Source organism: Ruegeria spongiae, assembly GCF_023502395.1.
In the GTDB taxonomy this organism is placed as follows: Bacteria; Pseudomonadota; Alphaproteobacteria; order Rhodobacterales; family Rhodobacteraceae; genus Ruegeria_C; species Ruegeria_C spongiae.
Window position 1 is genome coordinate 58160 of sequence record NZ_JAMFMB010000002.1, and the last position, 20491, is coordinate 78650.

Consider the following 20491-nt stretch of genomic DNA (forward strand, 5'->3'; position numbering starts at 1 on the left):
GGGCCAAATCAGGCAATGATTTCGGGCCAGAGCGCCGCATTCGCGCGGGTGAACACCCCCAGATGGCCAACCTTGCGCAACCCGAACGCGGATGGCTCAAGCGGGACATGCGTGGCGCATGCGTCATAGAGCCGGGCCAGCCGTTCGGTGGCAACCGCCGGGCATACCTCGTCATCGGTCAGGCTGACCATCCTGACTGGCGCGCCGCTTCGCCGCCAGTTGGGCTGCGGCAGGGTCCAGCCAGCGTCCGGCAGATACGAATCACGCGAGGTACACCAGCGCCGCCATTCCCAATACACTCCCGCAGGCAGATCCGTGCCAAAGCCGATCAACCGACCGGGCAAATATCCCGCTAGGCGGGTGGCCAGCGGCACGTGGCCGAACCAGAACAGGCGCGCCAGACCCTGATAGGGCCAGGGGTGGTCGCCATGATGCACCAGACCGGAACAGACACCGATCATGCGGCTGACGTCTTCGATCCCGTCCTGCATCGGCATCGCCATCGCGCCCAACGAATGACCGATCACCCAAAGCGGCGTTTCTGGAACGCGCCGCCGCATCTCGGCGCGCGCAGCGGGCATGTCGATCAGAATCCAGTCCGACATCTTGACGCGTGAGGCCCGCAGCGGCCCGCTGCGCGAGGTCTCGAAATCGCGGTAGTCATAGGTCAGGACAGCCATGCCCTGGGTTTCGGCCAGCCAGCGCGCGAAGTGGCGATAATACGACTGTGGCACGCCGGTGGCGCTGTTGATCACCACCGCCGCGACAGGATCTCCGACCGGCAGGAACAGTTTCCCCGACAGCGTCGCGGGACCGGCACCAAAACGGATATCGTGGGTCAGGATTGTTGTCTGCGCATCAAGCATCGGCGTTCTCCCGTCGCTAGACCAATTGGTCTACTGTTCTTATGTGTGGACCAATTGGTCTAGTCCTGTCAATATCGAAGTGCGATGAAAGAAAAACGCCCCATGCCCACCAAGGATCGGCTGATCCGGACCGCCGCCGAATTGTTCCGGCGCAGCGGCTACAACGGCGTCGGTCTGAACGAGTTGCTGACGGCGGCAAATGCGCCGAAAGGGTCGCTGTATCATCACTTTCCGAATGGCAAACCGGACCTGGCACTGGCGGCGGCGAACTGGGCCTCGGACCGGATGCTGCGGATGATCGCCGCGGCCTATGAACCGGCCAGCAGTTTTGCCGAGGGGACGCAGGTGCTCTGCGCGCGACTGGCCGATATCTTCGACCATTCGGGTAAATGGGATGGCTGCCCAATTTCGAGCACCCTGTTCGAAGGGCCCGATAACGAAGCGTTCCGCACCCATGCCGCGCATCTTTATGAAGGCTGGATATCCGAGGCGACGCAGCACGCAAAGCGGCTCGGGGTCGAGGCGCCGCAGGCCACCGCCGAAGAGTTCTTCATGCTGATCCAGGGCGCCTGGCAATTGTCACGTTCCCGGCGAAGTTCGGCCCCGTTGCGGGCGCTGCCCACGATCGTCAGGCGCGGTGTCGGGTCCGGCGGCGGAATTTCTTGACAGACTCAGTCATCAAGGATTAGCGGTTGTGTGATGGTTCTCACACCACATCTGTGGTTGGGATGAAAAGGGAACTCGGTGCGGCCCCGATGGGGCCAATTCCGCGACTGCCCCCGCAACTGTAGGCGGAGAGCGATGCCGTATGACCACTGGCCGAAAGGTCGGGAAGGGCGGCAAAGCATCGACCCGCAAGTCAGGAGACCTGCCATCGGAACTGTAACTCGAACGCGGGCGGGGTGTCCGGTGCGGGTCTGTTGACCCCAGCGGTCACGGACGTTCACGGCCCCTGTCCCGCCAGCGCGGAGGGCGCGATGTGATCTGGACGAAGAACAACCGAACGTTTGCGGAAACCCAGTGTCTGATTACCGGAAAACCCTGTCCGGCCCTGGCCCGGATGGTGGACAGGCTGGCCGATGCGATGGACTCGGCCCGCACGGTGACGGCGGCGGATTTCGAGATTGAAGGCAGCGCACAGCTTGCCCATTGCGGGCAGGATTGCACGGCGGTTTACCGGGCAAACCATGCGCGGATACGCATGTTCGCCGGCGTCGCCGAGACCGCCGATCTGGATGTCATGAACCTATATGCCGACGCAATGATGGACCCGGAGGGGCAGGGCTTTCCGGCGCCGGACAGCGCACCACCTTGCGCCATGATCGAACTGCGCCTGCCTTTGGTCGCGCATCAGGTACAGGCCGCCGCCTGATCCGTCATGGCGCTTTCTCTGTGACCTGATCGGGATGGGTCGCGGCCCAATCCTCCATGATCCGGGTCAGTGCCGGGTCGCTGCTGGCCTCGATCAGGTTGCGCCCCAGCGGCGCACCCGCCCCAAGCGCATATGTCAGGCAGGTGGCGTGATCGCGGTTGCCCCGGTGTGGGTGGTTGTCCGCCCCGTGCAGAATGGTCGACACCAGCCCCCCGCCATAGCCGTTCAAATGGCCCAGATCCGGAGACAGCGTCAAAAGATAGCGCATCATATCGCGCAAGCCTTCCCACCCGGCGACCTGCAGGGCGGTCAGCCCCTCGCGATCGGGTGTGTCGGGGTTCAGGCCAAGGGCGACGAGGCGTTTCACATGATCCAGCTTGCCGGGCAGATGCAGGATGGATCGGATCAGAATGCGGTATTCATCAGGCAGGCTGGCCGCATCCAATGACGCGCCGGGCGGCAAAACCCCATCCGCTGCCTGGGCCAGAAGCTGCTCTGCTTGGGTAAGGTGTGGGGCACTGCCCGTTGCCTCGATGGCGCGGGCAAGCGTCGTATTGCCGAAGACCCGCGCAAAACCATAGGCAGAATAGCCTTTATAGAGCCTGTCCCGATCAGCGCCATGATCCAGCAACAGGTCTACCACCGGGCCATCACACATGCGTCGCGCCGCCTGATGCAGGGCGGGCATGACCCAGGGTTCTTCTCCGCCAACTGGGTCATCGTTGAACTCCTCTACCTGTGCGCCGTGGTCCAGCAACATTCGCACCGCTTCATGATCGTTGAAGTCCAGCGCGCGCAGCAAGGCGTTGGTGCCGCGCGGATCGGCACCGGCGGCCAGCAGCATTTGCAACCCCTTGTGATGCCCCAGCTCGGTTGCGTGATAGAGCGATTCTCCGTCATTCGGATCGGCTCCATGATCCAGCAGCCATTGGGCGAGGATCATGTTGTCGGCATGGCCAGTTGCCCCATATAGAGCCGAAAGTTGATGTGGGCTGCCCGGTTCCAAGGGGTAGCCGTCATTCACGTCCGCGCCTGCAGCAAGCAGCGCCTCGGCTACGGCAATCATGTCCCGCTCAAGTTCGGGGTGTGCGTGGATGTGCCGGGAAAAGGCCAGATGCAGGATCGGTCTGCGCGGGCCTTGCAGCGCCTGATGGACGACACCGGGATCGCGGTCCAGCCACGCCCTGACGGCATCGACGCGATAAAGCGCACAGAGCAGACCAAAACGGTCATCGGCCAGATCGGGCGTATCGGTCAGCAATTGCGCGACCCGCCAATCCGCCCCCTGAAACAGTGCCAGTTTAAGCTGTTCGGCACGGGCGCCGCGCTGCATTGTCGCGGTTTCGAGGCTGAACTTCATTTTGGGCCAGCTGTCATGCCCGGCCTCTCGGGCGATCACATGAAGGGCGGCACTGTGGGTAACCGCCGGGGCTTCGCCCAGAACGGTTTGAACACGGGCAATTGCGTGCGCATCACCGGCCTTGCACGCTTTCTTCAAGCGCTTTGCCTGACGGCGGTGGTGGTCGAGGGGATCGGTCATCGGTTTTCCTCCAACACCCCGGTGGTCCGCTGATCGGGGAGAGAAAAAACCGCATGTTGCGTTGGTCTCTGAAGGGGGCTGATACAGCTTTCCGCGGACCCGGATGCCGCCCAGTCGGCACCGGTATCATAAGACGCGTCGCTGATCAGGACAAGTTCGGGCGCGTGCGGCCATGGCCCATTCCATCTGATCTTCGGTTTCCACGGCGCAAGGTCGTACGGCGCGCAGGCGGGTCAGGGCGGCCTCGGGCGCTTCTCCACCTTCAATCATCAGCCGTAGCGCGACCATTCCGGACCGCCCGCAGCCGCCCCGGCAATGCACCAGAACCCGCCCGCCGCCGTTCAGCGCATGACGGGCATCGGCGCTCACCTCGGGCCAGGCCTCTTGAATGGCAATGGGCGGGGCAGAGAAATCCGTCACCGGCAGATGCGCCCAGCGGCTGGCGCGGCTCTGAATATCGGGGCCGAACTGCAGCGCGCCGGCCCCGAACATCTCCAACTCAGTGGTCATCGAGATCACAAGCCCCGGTTTCCACTCCGCGATCAGGGCCAGATCGCCGTCATAATCGCCCGACCGTCCGGGCAAGGGGGACAAGGCAAGCGTCCCGCCGCCAACCGGCAGGTCATGAATAACCATGTGCAACATAAGGCGGTCCCCCTGCGAGCCGCGAACTCATTACATTATTGCAATGCACCCATGCTATGCGCTGCCCCAAGCTTTCCCAAGGGTTTTCCCGCATACGCGAGGTGGACGCCGGGGGGGCGGCACTCTAGGCTCCGGCGTCAGGAACGAATCCGCCAGAGCAGACATGACCGACACGCCCAGCCCCGCCTATCAGGTTCTCGCCCGCAAATACCGCCCGGAAACCTTCGCCGACCTGGTCGGGCAGGATGCGATGGTGCGCACGCTGAAAAACGCGTTCGAGGCGGACCGGATCGCGCAGGCCTTTGTGATGACCGGCATTCGCGGCACCGGCAAGACCACCACCGCGCGGATCATCGCCAAGGGCATGAATTGCATCGGCCCGGATGGCGGCGGTGGCCCCACCACCGAGCCTTGCGGGCAATGCGAACATTGCGTCGCCATCATGGAAGGCCGCCATGTCGACGTGATGGAGATGGACGCCGCCAGTCGCACCGGTGTGAACGACATCCGCGAGATCATCGATTCGGTGCGCTACCGTGCGGCTTCGGCGCGCTACAAGATCTACATCATCGACGAGGTTCACATGCTCTCGACCAGCGCGTTCAACGCGCTGCTCAAGACGCTTGAGGAACCGCCCGAACATGTGAAGTTCATCTTCGCCACCACCGAGATCCGCAAGGTGCCGGTCACGGTGCTGTCGCGTTGCCAGCGGTTCGATCTGCGCCGGATCGAGCCGGAAGAGATGATCGCGTTGATGCGCAAGATCGCCTCGGCCGAGGGCGCCGAGATCGCCGAGGATGCGCTGGCGCTGATCACCCGCGCGGCGGAAGGCTCGGCACGGGATGCAACCTCGTTGCTGGATCAGGCGATCTCGCACGGGGCCGGGGAAACAACGGCAGAGCAGGTACGCGCGATGCTCGGTCTGGCCGACCGGGGTCGGGTGCTGGACCTGATGGACATGATCCTGCGCGGCGACGCGGCGGCGGCGCTGACCGAACTCAGCGGGCAATATGCCGAAGGGGCTGACCCGCTGGCGGTGCTGCGCGATCTGGCCGAGATCACCCATTGGGTCTCGGTGGTCAAGATCACGCCGGATGCCGCCGAGGACCCGACCGTTTCGCCGGATGAACGCAGCCGTGGGTCTCAGATGGCCGAGGCGCTGCCGATGCGGGTGCTGACCCGGATGTGGCAGATGCTGCTGAAAGCGCTGGAAGAGGTGAGTGCCGCGCCTAACGCGATGATGGCCGCCGAAATGGCGATCATCCGGCTGACCCATGTGGCCGATTTGCCGACACCCGAGGAATTGGTGCGAAAGCTGCAGGACACGCCGCCGCAACCGATGCCGGGCGGTCCCGGTGGCGGGCGGGCGATGCAACCTGCCGGGGCCCCTGTTGCGCAGGCAGCACCGGTATCCGCCACGCCCCGAAACGGGGCGGGTAATGCCCCCACGGCCGCGCTGGCGCAGGATATTGAACAGGCGCTGGCGCGCTATCCGACATTCGAACATGTGGTCGAGCTGATCCGCGCCCATCGCGATGTCAAACTGCTGGTCGAGGTGGAAAACGGGGTTCGGCTGGTCGCCTACCAGCCGGGCCGCATCGAATTCACCCCGACGGAACAGGCACCCACCGATCTGGCGCAGCGGCTGGGCTCGCGGCTGCAAAGCTGGACCGGAAACCGCTGGGCGGTCTCGGTTGTCTCGGATGGCAAGGCTCCGACGATTGCAGAAATACGGGACGCCGCAGAGCTGGCCCTGAAGCAGGAGGCCGAGGCGCATCCGCTGGTTCAGGCGGTTCTGGCGCAGTTCCCCAAGGCCAGGATCACCAATATCGAAACCCCCGAACAACGCGCGGCACAGGTCGAGACCGAAGCGCTGCCCGAGGTCGAGGATGAATGGGACCCGTTCGAAGACGGGTAAGCGACGCCCTTGTGGTGCGCTCGGGTGGTGCGTATCTAGGCGATTAATCTAGTTAACGGAGGCACTCGATGCTCAAAGGACTCGGCGGGCTTGGCGATATGGCCAAGATGATGAAATCGGCACAGGAATTGCAGACCAAGATGACCGACATGCAGGAAGAGCTGCATAACATCATGGTAGTCGGCGAATCCGGGGCCGGGCTGGTCAAGGCCACCGCCTCGGCCAAGGGCGAGCTGAAGGCGCTGGATATCGATCCCTCGATCTTCAATGGCGATGACAAGGAAGTCGTCGAGGACCTGATTCTGGCCGCGATCAAGGACGCGCAATCCAAGGCCTCGGACCGGGCGCAGGCCGAGATGGCCAAGCTGACCGAAGGCATGGGCCTGCCGGCGGACATGAAACTCCCGTTTTGATCGCCTCGTGAGCTCGACCCGCGACATCGACAATTTGATCGAGCTGATGGCTAAGCTGCCCGGGCTTGGCCCCCGCTCGGCGCGGCGCGCGGTGCTGCATCTGATCCGCAAACGCGCGCTGCTGCTGACTCCGCTGGCGGATCAGATCAGCGTGGTGGCGGAAACCGCACGCGAGTGCCTGAATTGCGGCAATGTGGGCACCGCCGATATCTGTGACATCTGCGAAAGCGAGAAACGCGCAACCGGCGAGCTTTGCGTGGTCGAGGATGTGGCCGACCTCTGGGCGATGGAACGCGCGGGCGTGTTCAAGGGCCGTTACCATGTGTTGGGCGGGACGTTGTCGGCGCTGGATGGCGTGGGCCCGGACGATTTGCGCATTCCACGTCTCAGGGACCGGGTGGCAAGCGAAGGCATCACCGAAGTGATCCTTGCGTTGAACGCCACCGTCGACGGCCAGACCACAGCGCATTACATCGCTGAACAGCTAGACGGGCAGGTCCGCCTCACGTCGCTGGCGCAAGGCGTGCCCATCGGGGGTGAGCTGGATTATCTCGATGACGGGACGATCACCGCAGCTTTGCGGGCGCGCAAAGAACTGTAGGCGTCGCGTTACCCCACCTCGCGCTCTTCCCATTGGTTGCGTTCCTGCCAGATCAGGCGCAGCGCCTCGGATTGGCCGGTGAAATGTGCGTCCAGCGCCTCGCAGCACCAGATCCGGTCGCAGCGAAAGTGACGAAAGCCGTCGCGCAGCTCGCACCAGGCGGCAAGCATGGTGCATTCCAGATGATAGATCAGCGCAACGGGGCGGACGATGCGGTCGGTCTCGCGGTTTTCGGAATCGCGATAGGTCAGACGCAGTTTGCGCTCGTTGCGGATGGCGGCTCGCAGGTTGGCCTTTGACACGCAGCCAAGTGCCGGATCGTCGGGCGGGGCACCCCAGGGCGCGACCTGCAGCCATTCGGCGGGGTCATGCAACGCGTCGATCTTCTGACAGATGCGGCTGGCGGCCTGTTGCAACGCGCTGTCGCCGGTGCGGGACAGCATGGAGAGACCGACGCGCAGCGCCTCGACCTCTTCTTCGTCGAAATTCAGCGGCGGCAGGTTATAGCCGCGCCGCATGACATAGCCCAGACCGGGCGCGCCCTCGATCGGGGTGCGCATCGCCTGCAACGCGGCGATATCGCGGTAGATCGTGCGCTCGGACACTTCCAGCTTCTGGCCAAGCGTTTCCGCCGTCATCGGCTTTTCCGAGGCGCGCAGAATCTGGATCAGTTCGAACAAACGGGTCGAGCGGCGCATCTGAACTCCTCAAGGCTCCTGACAGGTTAGCACATGATCCTGACAGCGGGGTGGCAGGAGTGATGTGATGTTCTGACTTCAGTGTTCAAGAACGGAGCAGAGCCATGAGTAGCGATGACCATAAGATCATGATGCACTTGAAACTGGGCCGCTGGAGCGATCAAAGACCTTTGCGCAACTATGAGTTGGAACGCGAATGGCTGGAGCGGAAGAAGGGCAGCGATTACAAGATCGCCAAGCCAACCCGCAAGCGGTTGCCCTTCTGGCGGCGGTTCGGGCGTCAAAGGCCCGATCTGGCCGCCTCATAAGCCAGCAACGCGCGCTTGACCGGCAGACCCCAGTGATAGCCGCCCAGACCGCCGGATTTGCGCAGGGCGCGGTGGCAGGGGATCAGCCAGCTGATCGGGTTTCGGCCCACCGCCGTGCCCACCGCCCGCACCGCGCGCGGCTGACCGATGGCCTCGGCGATCTCGGAATAGGTCGTGACATGGCCCGAGGGGATGCGCAGCAGCGCCTCCCACACCTTGATCTGCAGGGGCGAGCCGATCAGGTAAAGCGGGGTGGGGTCGCGTTTCTCGCTTTCGGCGCCAAAGGCGCTGAGCACCCAGGGGCGCAGTCGCATCGGGTCTTCGATGAACTCCGCCTGCGGCCAGCGCGAGATCAGATCTTCCATCGCCTCCGCTTCACCTGTTTCAGCCGCAAAGCCGATGCCGCAGATGCCCTTGTCGGTGCCCATAACCAAGGCGGGGCCAAACGGGCTTTCGAACCAACCCCAATAGATCACCAGACCGTTGCCCTTGCGGGCATATTCGCCCGGGCTCATGGATTCCCAGCGCATGAACAGGTCGTGCAACCGGCCCCCGCCGGACAACCCGACGCTATGGGCGGCATCCAAGGTGGTGAACCGGTCATGCAGCAGCGCCTTGGCATGGCCGAGCGCCAGATACTGCTGGTATTTCTTGGGCGAGACGCCGACCCAGCGCGAGAACAGGCGCTGGAAATGGGCCGGGCTCATATCCATCTCGCGCGCCAGTTCCTCCAGCGACAGCATCTCGCCGCCCTGGTCGATCACCTCGATCGCGCGGCGCATGACGCCGTAGTGATAGCCTTGCTCGCTGGTCTGCATATTCATCGCGAATGCTCCTGTTCCTGTTGGCAGGGTATGAAATTCGGGCCTTGGGTTCGACCCGAAACCTGCGCAATTGATTTCCGCGATTCGGTCCTGTCGGGGCTTTACGCCTCTGCCGACACACGGCATTAAGACCGCCGATGGCAAAGCAACTCGACTATCATACGATCCGCGAGATCTTTACACGCTTTCACGCGGCCGACCCTGAACCCAAGGGCGAACTAGAGCATGTGAATGTCTATACGCTGGTTGTGGCCGTGGCACTGTCGGCGCAGGCGACCGATGCGGGGGTGAACAAGGCCACGCGTGCACTGTTCCAGATCGCCGATACCCCGCAGAAAATGCTGGGCCTGGGCGAAGAGGGGCTGATCGAGCACATCAAGACCATCGGGCTTTTTCGCAACAAGGCCAAGAACGTCATCAAGATGAGCCGTATTCTGGTCGAGGACTATGGCGGAGAGGTGCCGAACTCGCGTGCCGCCCTGCAATCGCTGCCGGGGGTGGGGCGCAAGACCGCCAATGTGGTGCTGAACATGTGGTGGCGTCAGCCCGCGCAGGCGGTGGATACCCATATCTTTCGCGTCGGCAACCGCTCGGGTATTTGTCCGGGCAAGGATGTGGACGCGGTCGAACGCGCCATCGAGGACAATATTCCGGCCGATTTTCAGCTTCATGCCCATCACTGGCTGATCCTGCATGGCCGCTATCACTGCAAGGCGCGCAAGCCGCTTTGCGGCACCTGTATCATTCGTGACCTTTGTGAATTCGAGGATAAATACCTATGAAAACCTATCAGATCGTCGGGATCGGCAATGCCGTGGTGGACGTGATCAGCCAATCCGACGACAGCTTTCTCGATCTCATGGGGATCGAAAAGGGCATTATGCAACTGGTCGAGCGCGAGCGCGGCGAGGTGCTTTATGCCGCGATGAACGCCCGCGTGCAGACTCCGGGCGGCTCGGTCGCCAACACCATTGCGGGCGCTGGCGCGCTGGGGCTTGAAGCGGCGTTCATCGGCCGCGTGCATGACGATGCGCTGGGCCGGTTTTATGCCGAGGCGATGAAGGATGACGGTGTTGATTTCGTGAACCCGCCCGTTCCCGGCGGCGAATTGCCCACGTCCCGCTCGATGATCTTCGTGTCACCTGATGGCGAGCGGTCGATGAACACCTATCTGGGAATTTCCTCGGAACTGTCCTCCGAAGATGTTCCGGGGGATGTGGCGGGCAACAGTCAGATCATGTTCCTCGAGGGCTATCTGTTCGACAAGGAAAAGGGCAAGGCGGCCTTTCTCGAGGCCGCGCGCACCTGCCACAAGGGCGGCGGCAAGGCGGGCATCGCGATATCCGATCCGTTCTGCGTGGAGCGGCACCGGGTCGATTTCCTGCTGCTGATCGAGAACGAGCTGGATTTCGTGATCGGCAACGAGGCCGAGATCAAATCGCTGTTTGAAACCGACGATCTGGAAGAGGCGCTGGCCAAAACCGCTGCCATCTGCCCGCTGGTGGTCTGCACCCGGTCCGGCGACGGCGTGACCGTACTGAGCGAGGGCACCCGCATCGACGTGCCGGTCGACAAGATCGTGCCGGTGGACGCCACCGGGGCGGGCGACCAGTTTGCGGCCGGGTTCCTTTTTGGCATGGCCACGGGCCGCGATTACGGAACCTGCGCGAAGATGGGCAATGTCTGCGCCCGCGAAGTCATCAGCCATATCGGGCCTCGTCCCGAGGCGAACATGCTGAACCTCTTGCGCGAAGACGGGTTGCTGTAAGCCCTCCGCGGGCAGGCCCGGTCAAGGCCTGCCCGGCGCAGGGGGCGCTCCAGCGCTGTACGGTTCAGGATTTGTCCTGTTCAGCCGCAGCTTGCAGCACAAGCAGGAAGCCGGACAGGAAAATGGCCTCGGCCAGAAGCTTGCAGACTTCCTCTAGGGTTTCGAGCACAGCGTGCAGCGAGTGGGCCGCGCTTTCGGATTTCGTCACCCACAAGGCGAAACCCGGCCCATTTGAGGCGGTGTCCAGCGCGATGCTCAATATCAAGACGGCGAACCCTGCGAGCAGGTAGGGGGCAAGGAACCTGTACAGTGTGAGTTCCGAACGAAACACATACAGCACGATCGCGCCGATCAGGGCATAGACGCCGATAATGGCGTCATCCAGGCGATCCGAAAACGACGTTTCGGTCATCTCACTCATGGCGTGAATGGATTTATCGATCCCTTCGTGAATCTTCAGTGCATCGTCCAGTGCAAGGAACAGGAAACCCGACGCGATCAGCAACCAGACAAGGCTGGGGTGCTGCAGCCAGTTTGCAGCGGTGCGGCGTCGCAGAATATAGATCCTGAAGCAGGTAACCGAGATCGCAAGCAGCAGCAGAACCGATACAATTGTGCCCGGTTTGCCTTCGCTGAATTGATCCGAGATGTCACCCTTGTGATACCCGATCAGAACAAACAAGAGGCTCAGGAACAATGATGCCCCAATGATGTTTTTGGTGGTCGTAATGTATTGCAGTTTCATCAAGTTTCACACTCGTTAGGCCTTGTTGCCAGCTGCTGCTGACTTGGCGAAGTATCAATGTGAAGTCACGCGGTGGTCAAGTCAGGTATGTGGCGAATGCCGCGACCACCCGCTCATAGACGTCGCGTTTGAAGGAGACGATTTCCTCGGTCAGTTGTGCGGGATGCTGCCATTTCCAGCGGGTGAATTCCGGGTGTTCGGTCTTGATGTCGATCTGATCATCGCGGCCCTGGAAACGCAGCAGGAACCATTTCTGTTCCTGCCCGCGAAAGCGCCCCTTCCAGATCTTGGGGACAATGTCATGGGGCAGGTCATAGGGTAGCCAGCCGTCGGTCTCGGCGATGATTTCAACCAGCTCTGACGTCACTCCGGTTTCCTCCCAAAGTTCGCGTAGGGCGGCGTCGCGCGGGTCTTCGCCGGGGTCGATACCGCCCTGGGGCATTTGCCAGGCCTCGGAATGGCGGTCATTGCGCTGGCCGACAAAGGCGCAGCCATCGCCATTGATCATCATCAGCCCGACGCAGGGGCGATAGGGAAGTTGCGCGATCTGTTCTGGTGTCATGTCAGTTCCGGTTTGATCCTCGCCGATATTTAGCAATGTGGCAGGGGATGGGAAAGCAAGTTACGCTAGGTTTTGAATGACAAGCGCAGTCAAGAGCGCTTTTCTCCGCGCAGCAACTGACAGGAGCGAAGAATGACCAACTATCCGAACATGCTGGCCCCCCTGGATCTGGGATTTACGACGCTCAAGAACCGGGTGTTGATGGGGTCGATGCACACCAATCTGGAAGAAACCAAGGATTGGGATCGGGCTGCAGAGTTCTATGCCGAACGGGCGCGCGGCGATGTCGGGTTGATCGTCACCGGTGGCATCGGTCCAAATGAGGAAGGCTCGGTGGCCCCCCACGCGGCGCTGATGGCCAGCGAAGAGGACGTTGCCAACCACTCGGTCATCACCAATGCGGTGCATGAGGCAGGGGGCAAAATCGCAATGCAGATCCTGCACGCGGGGCGCTATGCCTATCAACCGAAATGTGTCTCTGCCAGCCCGGTGAAATCGCCAATCTCTCCGTTTCAGCCCAAGGAACTGGATGAGGAAGGGATCGAAAAGCAGATCACCGATTTCGTCAATTGTACCCTGCTGGCCCAAAAGGCCGGATATGACGGGGTCGAGATCATGGGGTCGGAAGGCTATTTCATCAACCAGTTCATCGTCTCGCACACCAACAAGCGCGAGGATCGCTGGGGTGGGTCGTATGAAAACCGCATCCGCCTGCCCATCGAGATCGTGCGCCGCACCCGCGAGGCGGTGGGCGAGGATTTCATCATTATCTACCGGTTGTCGATGATCGACCTGGTGCCCAATGGCTCGACCTATGACGAGGTGGTGCAACTGGCGCTGGAGATCGAGAAGGCGGGCGCCACGATCATCAATACCGGCATCGGCTGGCACGAGGCGCGCATTCCCACCATCGCCACCTCTGTTCCGCGCGCGGCTTTCGCCTGGGTGACCAAGAAGCTGATGGGCAAGGTCTCGGTCCCGCTGGTGACCTCGAACCGGATCAACACGCCCGAAGTGGCCGAGCAGGTGCTGGCGGATGGTTGCGCCGACATGGTCTCGCTGGCCCGTCCGATGCTGGCGGATTCGCATTTCGTGGCCAAAGCCGCAGCGGGCGAGGCCGATCAGATCGCGCCGTGCATTGCCTGCAACCAGGCCTGCCTGGATCACACGTTCAGCGGCAAGCTGACCTCGTGTCTGGTCAATCCGCGCGCCTGCCACGAGACGGAACTGACGATCACTCCGACCGAGAAACCCAAGAGCATAGCGATTGTCGGGGCCGGTCCGGCCGGACTTTCAACAGCAATCACAGCGGCGGAACGGGGTCACAAAGTGACTGTATTTGACCGCGCGGACGAGATCGGCGGCCAGCTCAATATGGCCAAGCAGGTGCCTGGCAAGGAAGAGTTCTGGGGCTTCGTCGACTGGTTCCGCACAATGGTCAAGCTGACCGGCGTGAATGTCGAGCTGGGCCGCGAGGTGGGTGCCGACGATCTGACCGGATTTGACGAGGTCATCATCGCCACCGGTGTCCTCCCGCGCGACCCGAAAATCCCGGGTCAGGACCGCGACAATGTGATCGACTACATTGACGTGCTGCGCCACAAGGCGCCCGTTGGCAAATCCGTCGCAGTGATCGGTGCCGGTGGTATCGGCTTTGACGTCTCCGAGTTCCTGCTGGAGGAAGGCCACAGCATCACCATGGACCTGCCCGCCTGGATGAAGGAATGGGGCGTGGCCGATACCGCGGCGAACCGATCTGGTCTGGCACCCGAAGGGCCGCAGCCCTCGGCCCCGGCACGTCAGGTGACCCTGCTGCAGCGCAAGGCCACCGCCCATGGCAAGGGACTGGGCAAGACCACCGGCTGGATTCACCGGGCGACGCTCAAGATGAAGAACGTCAATTTCGTCGGCGGCGTGAACTATGAGCGTATCGACGATGCCGGTCTGCATGTCAGCTTTGGCGAGGCGCGCGAGAACCCCACGGTGATCGAGGCCGACACGATCGTGCTCTGCTCGGGTCAGGTTTCCGACCGGTCGCTGGCCGATACGCTGATCGAACGCGGGATCGAACCGCATGTGATCGGGGGCGCCGATGTGGCCTCTGAACTTGACGCCAAGCGCGCTATCAATCAGGGCACGCGGCTGGCGGCAAGCCTCTGATCAAGCACCATGCAGGTCCCGGCTGTCTGCCGGGGCCTGATCCCTGTCTTCCATCCCATAGTCGCGCATCACATGCGCCACGCGCAGCCGGTAGCCCGCGAATATGCCCGCGCGTCCTTTGCTTTGTGCCGCGCGATGCTGGGTCAAAGCGCGCCAGTTCGCGACCGCCTCCTCGTCCCGCCAGAACGACAGCGACAGCAATTTGTCCGGGTTGGTCAGGCTTCGGAATCTTTCGACCGAGATGAACCCCGGCACCTGATCCAGCAGCGGGCGCAGACCACCGGCCACATCCAGATAGGCGTCGACTTGCCCCTCGGCGGGTTCCACTTCGAATATGACGGCGATCATGTGCTGGCTCCATGCGGGGTTGAGGCCAGTTTCAGCCAGGTCCGGTCCTCTCGCAACAGGAACTTTTCGCGCTGGGCAAAGGCATAGTTCTCTTGCCCCAGCGGGTCCGCCGCCAGCCGTTCGCGATAAACCTCGTAAGCGGCGAGGTCGGGGATGTTGTAGATGCCATAAGCCAACGTAGTTGATCCTTCATGCGGGGCGAAATAACCGATCAGATCGGCGCCGCATCGCGGAATGGCCTGGCCCCAGTTGCGGGCGTAGTCTTCGAATTGGGCTTTCTTGGTGGGGTCTATCTGGTAGCGAATGATGCAGGTCAGCATGGGGGGCTCCGATGGTTCAAGACAGGGCCGGTATAGCCGCTTCCATTACTTCCATGTTTCGACTATTGTCGAAGTATGAAAGACGGACCTGACATCGCCCGCATCGCCGCGCTGATCGGAGATCCGGCGCGGGCCAACATGCTGGGCGCGCTGATGACCGGCAAGGCGCTGACCGCCACCGAACTGGCGCACGAGGCCGGGATCACGCCGCAAACCGCCAGCAGCCATTTGCGAAAACTGCTGGAGGGCGGGCTGGTGCGCCTGCGCGGGCAGGGGCGGCATCGCTACTATGCGCTGTCGGGCGCGGATGTGGCCGCGACGCTGGAAAGCCTGATGGGGCTGGCTGCCGGGCGGGGTCATCTGCGCACCCGAACCGGGCCGCGCGATGCGGCGCTGCGCAAGGCGCGTGTCTGCTACAACCATCTGGCTGGGGAGCGTGGCGTTATGCTTTACCGCTCGATGATCACCAAAAAGCTGCTGATCGAAACGGATGACGATGTTGGTCTCACCCCAATGGGCGAACGGTTTGCCGATGCTTTTGGCATTGATCTGGCGGCGCTGCGTGCCAAACGCGCGCCGCTCTGCCGACCCTGCCTGGATTGGAGCGCGCGGGAACACCACCTTGCGGGGTCGTTGGGTCGCGCAATGCTGTCCCGGATGGAGTCGCTGGGTTGGCTCGACCGCCAACCCGAAAGTCGGGTCATCCGCTTCACCGCAAAGGGCGAAGCGGCATTCGACGCCCGCTTTTCGGCCTGAACCGCGCTATTGGACCGTAATGGAGATCACATCGGACATGACCGGTGTCGCATGCGGAACATGGCCGTAATCGCCCAGAACCAGTTGCAGCGTATGTGGACCCGGCGCAAGCTCCAGCGTTACCTCGGTCTGCCCGCCACCGAAATGCATGTGGTTGTCATCGGCGGGCAAGCCATAGGCCAGGTCGTCCGCGCCATCCTCGCCTCCGCCCAGCGGTGGACGGTCGATCAACAGGTGGTGGTGGCCGGTATTCTCGGCCTCGGTTCCCGCAGGAGCCACCCCCATGCCGCTGAGGCCGAAGACCACCGTAACCGGTGAACTGAGGGTGTCGCCATCACCAATATTGACAAAATAAACCTTGGCATCCGCAGGGGCAGGGGTTTCACCACCCGCCAGCGCTGGCAAGGCGAGCAGGCTGGTGGCCAGCGCGATTGCAGTCAATTTCATGTTTTTCTCCCATGGTTTACGCTTATCCCGAATACTTAGATCAAGGCGCCGCCGGGTCGAGCGGATTGGTGCCAATTGCCTCAGAAGGCCAGTCTGGCGCGCGGAAATCCATTGTTTCCGTGTTTCCCTGACGCAAACGATCCCAGACAAAACCGCGATATTATCCCATCCGTGCCCCGATCTCGCCCAGATTGGGCGTCATTGCTGATGGTGACAACGGATAAGCCGAGGGAACGGGAATGGATCGACTGACCGAAATGGAGGCCTTTGCCAACGTCGTGGATCAGGGCGGGTTCACGGATGCGGCCAAAAAGATGGGCATCTCGAAATCGGCTGTGTCCAAGCACGTATCCAGCCTCGAGGCGCGTCTTGGCGCAAGGTTGCTGAACCGCACCACCCGCCGGGTGTCCCCGACCGAGATCGGGCTGGCCTATTATGACCGGGCGCGCCGGGTTCTCAACGACGCGGGCGAGGCCGACGCGCTGGTGACCTCGATGCAATCGGCACCGTCGGGCCTGTTGCGGGTCAGCGTGGCGACCGATTTCGGGGTCAATCACCTGTCGCCGGTCCTGTCTGAGTTTCTGTCCGATTTCCCCGACATCTCGATCAATATGGTGCTGAACAACCGCTATGTTGAGCTGATCTCGGAAGGGTTCGACATGGCGCTGCGCATTGGCGAGCTGGACGACAGCACCCTGCGCGCCCGTAAACTGACCGAAACCACCAAGCGCATGATCGCCTCGCCGGCCTATTTCCAGCAATATGGCCGCCCGCAGAAGATTGACGATCTGAACGAGCACAAGCTGTTGCATTATTCCAGCCAGTCCAGCGGCAACGTCTGGCGGCTGACTGCGCCGTCGGGCGAGAAACGTCAGGTCCGTACCAGCGGCTGGCTGAGCGTCAATGACGGCCATTCGCTGTTGAACGCCGCGATTTCGGGTCTGGGGATTGCGTATCTGCCCAGCTACCTCTACGCCGACGCCATGAAAAACGGCCTTGTCGAGGATGCGATGCCGTCGCTGCCGGACGAGGTGCAGGGCGTCTATGCGGTCTATCCGCCGGGCCGGTTCACCCAGCCCAAAGTGCGCGCATTCATTGATTTCCTGGTCCATGCCTTTGCCGAAAAAGGCCCGATGGACTGGTAGTTTTCCTCACCTCCTGGGTGACCTTACCTGCCCGCGCCCCGGCGCGGGCTCTTTTTGCGTGGAACCTCGGCGGTTATGCGGTGGAGATCAGGGCTGCAGTAGCATCACCACGACCCGGCGGTTGGTTTCGCGCCCTTCGGGTGTGAGATTGGTTGTGAGTGGCGACAGGTACCCCATCCCCTCGGCATCAACGCGCCCCGGTGCGATCCCGTGATCGCCCAACAGTCTGTCGCGCACGGCCTCGGCCCGGCGTTTGCTGAGCGCGATGTTGCTGTTCAGCTGACCGACCGTATCGGTGTGGCCCACAATGGCGACCCGCATCTCTGGCGCGCGTTGCATGGCCTCGGCCAGCGCGGCGAGCGAGGCGTAGCTGCCCGCGCTCAGGGTGCTCGACCCGGTGGCGAATTCGAGGTCCGACAGCACCGCGTGGCCGGTTTGGGTAAGCGTTGAAATCAGATCGGGCTGCGCCTGCGGTTCCGTTTCCGGGAGGCTCACCGCGTCTTCGGGCGCGGGTCTGGGACGCCCGGCCGGGGTCACCGAAACGACCTGAACATAGGCATCCGCGCGTGTGCGGCTGACCAGAACGCTGATCGCCTCGTCCTTGCGGATCGCCGACAGAAACCTGAAATCCTCCAGCGTCACATACATGTCGGGGGCGGGGATCACCTCGGTCGCGAAGCGGAAGTCGAAGCCGCCGCAGGTTCTTGCCACGCAATCGAGGACGATCTCGTAGCCAGCCTGGATCAACTGCGCGCGAATCGGGTCGATGACCTGCAGGGTAGAGCCCGAATAGCCGGTCAACCGCCAGGCGCGCCGGTCGACCCTGCCTTCGAAGCCACGCACAGGCAGCACCCCGTCAGAGATCACGCCCACCGGCAGATCATAGCTGTCCAGCAGATCAATCCGCTCGGTCACCTGATGAGCCTCGTCCGGCAGGATCGGCACCTGCGCCTGCGCGGCGGTTGCGGCGCACAGGCAAAGAAAAAGCGCACGCAGGTTCATCGGTGCTGTGCGTGATAGTCTTCGTTCGGGCGCATGCCAGTGGCGCTGGCCACCCTGTTCGACATGTTGAAGAACCCGGTCACATTGATGATGTCCCAGATATCGCGATCGGAAAAGCCAACATCGCGCAGCGCCTGCCGGTCGGCCTCGCTGGTCTCGGCGCTGGCTTTTGTGACCTTTTCGGCAAAATCCAGCATCGCGCGCTGGCGTGGTTCCAGCGGGGCCACATGGTGGTTCATCACCAGCATCTCGCCCAATTGCGGATCGCCCGACAATTGCCGCACCGCCGCGCCATGGGCCACAAGGCAGTAGAAGCACTTGTTGATCGAGGACACCACCACCGCGATCATCTCGCGTTCCAGCTTGCTGAGCCCGCTATCCGCCAGCATCACGTCGTTATACATCGCGGTAAAGGCGTTGAGCTTGTTGATATCAAAGGCATTTGCCTTCAGGACATTGGGGATCATCCCCAGCTTTTCCTGACAGATGTCGAAATACTTCTGCGTTTCCGCAGGTAGCGGGTCCAGCATGGGCAGGTCCAGCGCGGTGGGGGATGTCGCTTTGGTCAAATGGGCTCTCCTGTCTGGTTCAGAACGCGGTAATGATACTGGCCCGCGATCTGCATCCCAAGTGAGCGATAGAGCGCATTGGCCCCGGCATTCGCTTTGGTGCAGATCACGCTGAGCGTCTCGGCGCCCTGGTCGAGCGCCCAGAATGCGGCAGCGCGCATCGCCCAGCCGCCCAGACCCTCGCGCTGATGTTCGGGCAGAATTTCCAGCGCATGCACCATCGCGGTTGTCTCATGGATCGCTGCGAAACCGGCACCGGCGGGCTTGTCCTTGCGGCGGCTCAGCAGCCCGGTCTTTGGGCCGCGCGCACGCTGCATGACCGCCCAGCGGGCCGGGCCGATACCGGCGCGGGACCAGATTTCGTGCATGATCGCCAGCGGCTCCCACACAGCAAAAACGGTGACGCGGGGCACTGGCAGGTCGGTCAGCATCGCAGCCGGGCAGGAATAGATATTGACCGGGTCAAGCACAGTGTAACCGCGCACTTCCAGGTCCGCGTCCAGTTTCGTGTCACCGGGCCGGATCATGAAGAGGCGTCTCTGCCCCATTTCGCGCATCTTGTCTTCGGCCTCGGCGATCGCCCCGGTTGTAACCGTCCCTTGCAACGTGGCCGCAGACACCCGGCTGCCACCGCCTTGCCCCTCGCGTAGCAGAAAGGCACCGTCGCGGATGTAACGGGCTGCGGGCCAGGTATTGTCGACGATGGCGGGCCAGTCGGCGCTCACAGGGCGAGCTCGGCGGCGAGCCGCGTCACGGCGGCGTCGATCCGGGTTCCGTCGGTGCCGCGCACCACCACATTGGCGCCGAACACACCGTTCAGTTGAAACGGATAACACCCCACCGAAAGATCGTCGAAATCCGAGGCCAGTTGCGACAGGGTGTCGGCAATCTCGCCCTCACCCCGGTTGACCCGCAGGCTTTGTGACAAGAGCGGCGCGCCCCCGGTCAGGGTTGGCAGTACCGAGGCAACCATGGCCTGAAAGATCGTCGGAATGCCTGCCATCACATGCACATTGCCCAAGCTGAAGCCCGGCGCGGTCGAGACCGGGTTTTCGATCAGCGTGGCGCCCTCGGGAATGCGCGCCATCCGCAGACGCGCGGCGTTCAGTTCCAGCCCGGTGCGTTCGTAATGCGCCACAAGCAGGGCGCGGGCGTCGTCACGGATACCAATGGGGGCACCAAAGGCACGGGCGATACATTCGGCGGTGATATCATCATGGGTCGGCCCGATACCGCCGCTGGTGAACACATGGTCATACGCCTCGGACAGCGCCCGGGCGGCAGATTCGATCGCCGCCTCGGTATCGCCAACGAAGCGAACCTCCTCCAGATCGATGCCCAGCTTGGTCAATTCCGAGGCCAGATGGTGCATATTGGCGTCGCGCGTGCGGCCCGACAGGATCTCATCCCCGATCACGAGCATGGCGGCGGTTGGATTGGTCATGGCATCCCTCAGTTGATGGGCCTCACTTGAATGGCGCCCA

The 20491-nt window shown here is 62.6% G+C and carries 25 protein-coding genes and 1 riboswitch; of the genes, 11 read left to right on the forward strand and 14 right to left on the reverse strand.

Going from position 1 to position 20491, the window contains the following annotated elements:
- Positions 1–8 precede the first annotated feature (8 nt).
- Positions 9–866, reverse strand: a complete 858-nt coding sequence (locus M3P21_RS02145) for an alpha/beta hydrolase family protein (RefSeq protein WP_249706434.1) — start codon at positions 864–866, stop codon at positions 9–11.
- A 102-nt stretch (positions 867–968) separates the two neighbouring features.
- Here M3P21_RS02145 and M3P21_RS02150 point away from each other — a divergent pair, with 102 nt between their 5' ends.
- Together M3P21_RS02150 and M3P21_RS02155 are read left to right on the forward strand one after the other, a co-directional pair.
- A complete protein-coding gene (locus tag M3P21_RS02150; protein WP_249706435.1) occupies positions 969–1532 on the forward strand; it encodes a TetR/AcrR family transcriptional regulator in 564 nt (187 codons plus the stop codon).
- Positions 1533–1550: 18 nt separating this feature from the next.
- Positions 1551–1756: riboswitch (cobalamin riboswitch) on the forward strand.
- Positions 1757–1845: 89 nt separating this feature from the next.
- Complete coding sequence (locus tag M3P21_RS02155) at positions 1846–2238, forward strand: hypothetical protein (protein WP_249706436.1); 393 nt, start codon at positions 1846–1848, stop codon at positions 2236–2238.
- A gap of 4 nt (positions 2239–2242) precedes the next feature.
- On the opposite strand, the gene M3P21_RS02160 is transcribed toward M3P21_RS02155, so the two are convergent.
- Together M3P21_RS02160 and M3P21_RS02165 are read right to left on the reverse strand one after the other, a co-directional pair.
- On the reverse strand, positions 2243–3778 hold the full coding sequence (locus M3P21_RS02160) for an ankyrin repeat domain-containing protein (protein WP_249706437.1): 1536 nt from the start codon (positions 3776–3778) through the stop codon (positions 2243–2245).
- A 126-nt stretch (positions 3779–3904) separates the two neighbouring features.
- Positions 3905–4423, reverse strand: coding sequence for a protein-tyrosine phosphatase family protein (locus tag M3P21_RS02165; RefSeq protein ID WP_249706438.1), 519 nt, complete (start codon positions 4421–4423; stop codon positions 3905–3907).
- 163 nt (positions 4424–4586) lie between these two features.
- On the opposite strand from M3P21_RS02165, the gene M3P21_RS02170 reads away from it, so the two are divergent.
- The 3 genes from M3P21_RS02170 (at position 4587) to recR (ending at position 7355) form a co-directional block, all read left to right on the forward strand.
- Positions 4587–6341, forward strand: coding sequence for a DNA polymerase III subunit gamma/tau (locus M3P21_RS02170; protein WP_249706440.1), 1755 nt, complete (start codon positions 4587–4589; stop codon positions 6339–6341).
- A gap of 68 nt (positions 6342–6409) precedes the next feature.
- Positions 6410–6754, forward strand: coding sequence for a YbaB/EbfC family nucleoid-associated protein (locus M3P21_RS02175; protein WP_249706441.1), 345 nt, complete (start codon positions 6410–6412; stop codon positions 6752–6754).
- 7 nt (positions 6755–6761) lie between these two features.
- Positions 6762–7355: a recombination mediator RecR gene (gene recR, locus M3P21_RS02180; RefSeq protein WP_249706442.1), complete on the forward strand. Its 594-nt coding sequence runs from the start codon at positions 6762–6764 to the stop codon at positions 7353–7355.
- An 8-nt stretch (positions 7356–7363) separates the two neighbouring features.
- Here recR and M3P21_RS02185 read toward each other — a convergent pair whose 3' ends face one another.
- Positions 7364–8053, reverse strand: a complete 690-nt coding sequence (locus M3P21_RS02185; protein ID WP_249706443.1) for a helix-turn-helix transcriptional regulator — start codon at positions 8051–8053, stop codon at positions 7364–7366.
- 104 nt (positions 8054–8157) lie between these two features.
- Between M3P21_RS02185 and M3P21_RS02190 the strand changes: the two genes are divergently transcribed.
- A complete protein-coding gene (locus M3P21_RS02190; protein ID WP_249706444.1) occupies positions 8158–8361 on the forward strand; it encodes a hypothetical protein in 204 nt (67 codons plus the stop codon).
- Here M3P21_RS02190 and M3P21_RS02195 read toward each other — a convergent pair.
- A complete protein-coding gene (locus tag M3P21_RS02195; protein WP_249706445.1) occupies positions 8334–9185 on the reverse strand; it encodes a methylated-DNA--[protein]-cysteine S-methyltransferase in 852 nt (283 codons plus the stop codon). The two genes, M3P21_RS02190 and M3P21_RS02195, sit on opposite strands and share 28 nt — an antisense overlap.
- Before the next feature lie 137 nt (positions 9186–9322).
- Here M3P21_RS02195 and nth point away from each other — a divergent pair, with 137 nt between their 5' ends.
- On the forward strand, positions 9323–9967 hold the full coding sequence (gene nth / locus M3P21_RS02200; RefSeq protein WP_249706446.1) for an endonuclease III: 645 nt from the start codon (positions 9323–9325) through the stop codon (positions 9965–9967).
- A complete protein-coding gene (locus M3P21_RS02205; protein ID WP_249706447.1) occupies positions 9964–10953 on the forward strand; it encodes an adenosine kinase in 990 nt (329 codons plus the stop codon). The genes nth and M3P21_RS02205 overlap by 4 nt, the downstream gene beginning before the upstream one ends.
- 64 nt (positions 10954–11017) lie before the next feature.
- Here M3P21_RS02205 and M3P21_RS02210 read toward each other — a convergent pair whose 3' ends face one another.
- A complete protein-coding gene (locus tag M3P21_RS02210) occupies positions 11018–11698 on the reverse strand; it encodes a DUF8692 domain-containing protein (RefSeq protein WP_249706448.1) in 681 nt (226 codons plus the stop codon).
- Between the two features lie 76 nt (positions 11699–11774).
- On the reverse strand, positions 11775–12260 hold the full coding sequence (locus M3P21_RS02215) for an RNA pyrophosphohydrolase (RefSeq protein ID WP_249706450.1): 486 nt from the start codon (positions 12258–12260) through the stop codon (positions 11775–11777).
- A 132-nt stretch (positions 12261–12392) separates the two neighbouring features.
- On the opposite strand from M3P21_RS02215, the gene M3P21_RS02220 reads away from it, so the two are divergent.
- A complete protein-coding gene (locus M3P21_RS02220; RefSeq protein WP_249706451.1) occupies positions 12393–14420 on the forward strand; it encodes an NADPH-dependent 2,4-dienoyl-CoA reductase in 2028 nt (675 codons plus the stop codon).
- On the opposite strand, the gene M3P21_RS02225 is transcribed toward M3P21_RS02220, so the two are convergent.
- Both M3P21_RS02225 and M3P21_RS02230 read right to left on the reverse strand, forming a co-directional pair.
- Entirely contained in the window at positions 14421–14768 is a 348-nt protein-coding gene (locus M3P21_RS02225; protein WP_249706453.1) for an antibiotic biosynthesis monooxygenase family protein, read from the reverse strand. It abuts the gene before it with no gap.
- Positions 14765–15088, reverse strand: a complete 324-nt coding sequence (locus M3P21_RS02230) for an NIPSNAP family protein (protein ID WP_249706454.1) — start codon at positions 15086–15088, stop codon at positions 14765–14767. The genes M3P21_RS02225 and M3P21_RS02230 overlap by 4 nt, the downstream gene beginning before the upstream one ends.
- Positions 15089–15163: 75 nt before the next feature.
- Here M3P21_RS02230 and M3P21_RS02235 point away from each other — a divergent pair, with 75 nt between their 5' ends.
- Complete coding sequence (locus M3P21_RS02235; RefSeq protein WP_249706456.1) at positions 15164–15844, forward strand: ArsR/SmtB family transcription factor; 681 nt, start codon at positions 15164–15166, stop codon at positions 15842–15844.
- A 6-nt stretch (positions 15845–15850) separates the two neighbouring features.
- Here M3P21_RS02235 and M3P21_RS02240 read toward each other — a convergent pair whose 3' ends face one another.
- The gene (locus M3P21_RS02240; RefSeq protein WP_249706457.1) at positions 15851–16291 is read right to left on the reverse strand and encodes a DUF4399 domain-containing protein; all 441 of its coding nucleotides are present in this window, start codon (positions 16289–16291) and stop codon (positions 15851–15853) included.
- Between the two features lie 239 nt (positions 16292–16530).
- Between M3P21_RS02240 and M3P21_RS02245 the strand changes: the two genes are divergently transcribed.
- Positions 16531–17436, forward strand: coding sequence for a LysR family transcriptional regulator (locus M3P21_RS02245; protein ID WP_249706458.1), 906 nt, complete (start codon positions 16531–16533; stop codon positions 17434–17436).
- A gap of 87 nt (positions 17437–17523) precedes the next feature.
- On the opposite strand, the gene M3P21_RS02250 is transcribed toward M3P21_RS02245, so the two are convergent.
- The 4 genes from M3P21_RS02250 to M3P21_RS02265 are packed head-to-tail and all read right to left on the reverse strand — an operon-like array spanning position 17524 to position 20451.
- Positions 17524–18438: an OmpA family protein gene (locus tag M3P21_RS02250; protein ID WP_249706459.1), complete on the reverse strand. Its 915-nt coding sequence runs from the start codon at positions 18436–18438 to the stop codon at positions 17524–17526.
- The gene (locus M3P21_RS02255) at positions 18435–19007 is read right to left on the reverse strand and encodes a peroxidase-related enzyme (RefSeq protein WP_249706460.1); all 573 of its coding nucleotides are present in this window, start codon (positions 19005–19007) and stop codon (positions 18435–18437) included. Before M3P21_RS02255 ends, M3P21_RS02250 begins: the two co-directional genes overlap by 4 nt.
- Complete coding sequence (locus M3P21_RS02260; RefSeq protein WP_249706461.1) at positions 19004–19732, reverse strand: GNAT family N-acetyltransferase; 729 nt, start codon at positions 19730–19732, stop codon at positions 19004–19006. Before M3P21_RS02260 ends, M3P21_RS02255 begins: the two co-directional genes overlap by 4 nt.
- Positions 19729–20451: a competence/damage-inducible protein A gene (locus M3P21_RS02265; RefSeq protein WP_249706462.1), complete on the reverse strand. Its 723-nt coding sequence runs from the start codon at positions 20449–20451 to the stop codon at positions 19729–19731. The genes M3P21_RS02260 and M3P21_RS02265 overlap by 4 nt, the downstream gene beginning before the upstream one ends.
- Positions 20452–20491: the final 40 nt, after the last annotated feature.